Raw genomic sequence first — 3,739 nt, 5'->3', positions numbered from 1 at the left:
GGCTTCGGTGCCGTTCACTACTTCGATGAAGACGGCTGGCGTGACAACTCGCCGAGCCGCCTGGTGCAGGGCTTCGGCCGCGGCGACTACCGGCTCGATTTCGGCACCATCACCGCCAGCGCGCTGGTTTCCGAGAACCGCCTGATCGGCAACGGCCTGGTGCCGATCGAACTGTTCCGCGACGACCATTCGGCGGTATTCACCTCGCCGGACGAAACCCGCAACCGGGCTTCGCAGATCAATCTCTCCGGCCTGTTCGATCTCACCGACAAGACCAGCCTGACCACCCAGGTCTATCGCCGGGACAGCCGCCGCAAGAGCCTGAACGGCGATGCCTATGACGACTTCGACGAGTTCTTCTTCAGCGGCAATCAGGCCAACAGGGAGATCACCAATCCTGACGACCCGGTCTGCCGCTATGCCGATGTCGATGGCGACGGCTTGCGCGACACCGTTACCGGCGGCGGCTTCCAGCCACCCCTGAACGATCCGTTCCTCGAAGGCCTGTGCAGCAACGTCCGCCGGCTGGGCACGGCGCGCAACGGCGCCTATGGCCGCAATCCGGTAACCGGCGAGACCGGCACCGCTTCCGGCGTCGTCGAAGGCACGCCGAACGGCGTCTACACCCGCACCCGTGTTGGCCAGCTGACCTACGGCGGCGCGTTGCAATGGAACCTGAATCTCGACGATCACAAGCTGCTGATCGGCGCTTCGTACGACGACAGCAAGGCCACTTATCGCGCCACCCAGCAGCTGGCTCTGATCGACGACAACCGCCGCGTCTACCTCGATCCGGACAACATCGATCCGCTGTATTACGCCGCCGCCAACCCGCTGACCATCAATGCCTTCAACGGCACGTCGCGGACCTGGAGCGCCTATTTCAGCGAAACCTGGAGCGCCCGCGACAATCTGTTCGTGACCCTGTCGGCCCGCTACAACATCAACAAGGTCGACAACCAGGTCACCGCGCGGATCGGCGAAGACATCCACGAAGTCCTGAACCGCGAGCCGACGTTCATCCTCTGCCCGAGCAATGATCTGGCTTCCTGCCCGGACACGCTCGGGCCGATCATTCCCAACAACCTGGCGCGTGAAGCCCAGGATGTGACGCGGGAGAAGTTCGGCTTCTACTCGTTCAATCCCTCGTTCGGCCTGAACTGGCTGCCGATCCCGACGGTGAACCTGTACGCCAATGTCAGCCGCGGCGCGCGGGCGCCGTCGGTGATCGAACTGGGCTGCGCCTATGACCCGACCCTGGTCCAGACCACGCCTGGCTTCATCGACCCGGTCACCGGCGTCTACGTGCCGCCGCAAACCGCGCCGCGCAGCCAGGTCGGCCCGACCTGCGCGCTGCCCACCGCCTTGTCCGGCGATCCCTATCTGCCGCAGATCCGTTCGCTGTCGGCCGAAGTAGGGGCTCGCGGGCAGGTGTTCGGCGTCTGGGAATGGAATGCCAGCGTGTTCCGCACCGATCTGAAGGACGACATCTACTTCGCCGGCGCTTCACCGACGCGCAGCTTCTTCGACACCATCGACAAGACCCGTCGCGAAGGCTTCGAGCTCGGCATCAAGGGCAGCGCCGGACAGTTCGATCTGCGTGCCAGCTACTCGCTGACTTCGGCGACCTTCGAGTCCGAGTTTTATGTGCTAAGCCCGAACAATTCGAGTGCCGATTTCAATCAGAACTCGACGCCAGGCAACGTGCTGTCACCGACCGCCGATGCCAACAACGGCCGCGGCACCTTCAGAGCGATCCGCATTGATCCCGGCGCATTGCTGCCCGGCGTGCCGCTGCACAACCTCACCGCCGGTATCGACTGGCGTCTGACCCGGGCTTTCAAGCTGGGCCTCAGCGCGATCGCCCATTCGCGCTCCTTCGTGCGCGGCAACGAGAACAACGCCCACCAGCCGGAAGGCACTGATCAGATCACCGACGGCTTCGGACCGGTCGTCTCCAACGGCAGCCAGTTCACCGGCGGCCGGCCGTTCACCGAGAAGGGCTATGTGCCGGGTTACGCGGTCATCAACTTCGATGCCTCGTACCAGTTGCCGAAGGGCTTCACGGTGTTCGCAAGAATCACCAACCTGTTCGACCAGACCTACTACAGCGCTGGCCGGCTTGGCGTGACGCCGTACACGCCGAGCGTCAACGGCGCGATCGGCCCCGGCGGCTTCAACTACAACTCGAACGAACACCAGAACACGACCTTCGTGGGTCCCGGTGCACCGCGCGGATTCTTCGGCGGGGTTTCGTATCAGTTCGGCAAATCCTGAAACAGCTTTCCAACGGCGGATGCCGTTCATCCAGAACGGCGTCGACAGACCTGCGTGTGTAACGAGGAGACGACGATGAAGAACAAGCAATGGTTGGGCGCCAAGCTGGCGCTGACGAGCATCGGCCTGGCGGCTGCGGCAATGCCGGCACAGGCGGCGTTCGAAACGATCACCGACAGCGGCACCACGGTCCTGAAGCTCTGCCAGGGCACCGAAGCGAACCGCAACCCCACCACCGGCGTCTGCAAGGTCACCGGCAATTTTCCGACCGGCAGCACACCCGGCACCTTTCCGGGCTTGAGCGGCAGCAACTGGGCCGTCTATGCGACCAACAACAACCAGGCAGTGATCGCCAACGGCACCACGATCGGCAACCTGGACGACCGCATCTGGCGCAACGGTTCAACCACCGAATACGTGTTCGGCTTCCGGCTGCAGATGGTCAACACGCTGTGGACGCCGCCGTCAGGAACGTGCCCCAGCACCACGCCGACCTACTTCGAAGTCAACGACATGTTCCGCAACGGCTTCACCGGCCGTACCGGCTTGCAGATCGCTTACCGGCAGGGATCGGCCGAGGAAGGCGCCTGGTTCTCCGGGCGTACCAACCAGGGTCTCAACGAGTACGCGAGCTCACCGGAAGGCCTGAATCCCGCGCGTAGCGCCGATTGGGTGAACTTCCGGACCGACGTCAACATCGACGATCCGGATTCCCTGAGCAACGCCAATTCGGCGTGGATGTTTGTGCGCGTGACCTTGTCCACGGCACCGAGCAGCAGCGCCGTCGCCAATGCCATTCGCCTGTCGGAGGGCGGCGAAGAAGGCCAGTGCAAGTTCTCGATCAACCTGAACGGCCTGAAGCCATAAAGCCAGCCTGAGGATCCAGCCGACAACGGGTACGGGAACCGAATCGACGCCCGTACCCCTTGTCGGCCGCAGTGCCAAGGCTCGAATAAAGCATTCGATTACCGACGGAGGACGGGTGCTCATACGGAGCCTCGTCGACTTCCGTCCTGCAACAGGGGAGATGTCATGAAACAGCATGTGCGCAGTTTGTTGAGCCTCGGCGCCGGCCTGGGTCTGGGCCTGGCGGCGGCACCGTCGTTCGCAGGCTTCGAAGTTCTGACCACCGCCGGCACGCCGGTGCTGAAGGTCTGCCAGGGGACGGAGTCCAATCGCAATCCGACCGATGGCGTCTGCGAAGTCACCGGCGCGTTCCCGACCACCACCAATGGCGTTCGCACGTTCCCGGGCCTGGGCGGCAACACCTGGGCGCTGTACGCATCGAACAACAGCCAGGCGGTGATCGCCAACGGCACCGAAGTGGGCCGTCTCGATGACCGCATCTGGCGCCGCGGCACGACCACCGACTACGTGTTCGGTATTCGCATCACCTTGAACAATCGGCGCTGGCAGCCGCCGCTCGCCACCTGTGGTGCGGAAGATCCGGACTTCTTCGAGG

Annotated in this window: 3 protein-coding genes; all 3 read left to right on the top strand. The window is 63.7% G+C overall.

From position 1 onward, the window contains the following. The coding region (locus QZY06_RS03125) for a TonB-dependent receptor (protein ID WP_295680072.1) at positions 1–2,277 on the top strand (2,277 nt) is incomplete at its 5' end. A 75-nt stretch (positions 2,278–2,352) separates the two neighbouring features. Further along, entirely contained in the window at positions 2,353–3,144 is a 792-nt protein-coding gene (locus QZY06_RS03120) for a hypothetical protein (protein ID WP_295680069.1), read from the top strand. Between the two features lie 165 nt (positions 3,145–3,309). Then, a partial coding sequence (locus QZY06_RS03115; protein WP_295680065.1) for a hypothetical protein occupies positions 3,310–3,739 on the top strand: 430 nt, incomplete at its 3' end.

The organism is uncultured Nevskia sp. (genome assembly GCF_903885465.1).
Classification (GTDB): Bacteria; Pseudomonadota; Gammaproteobacteria; order Nevskiales; family Nevskiaceae; genus Nevskia.
This window is presented reverse-complemented; position numbering and strand designations above follow the sequence as displayed.

Coding starts and splice junctions, on each gene's coding strand:
- QZY06_RS03120 (WP_295680069.1), top strand. CDS start 2,353: ATGAAGAACAAGCAATGGTTGGGCGCCAAGCTGGCGCTGACGAGCATC.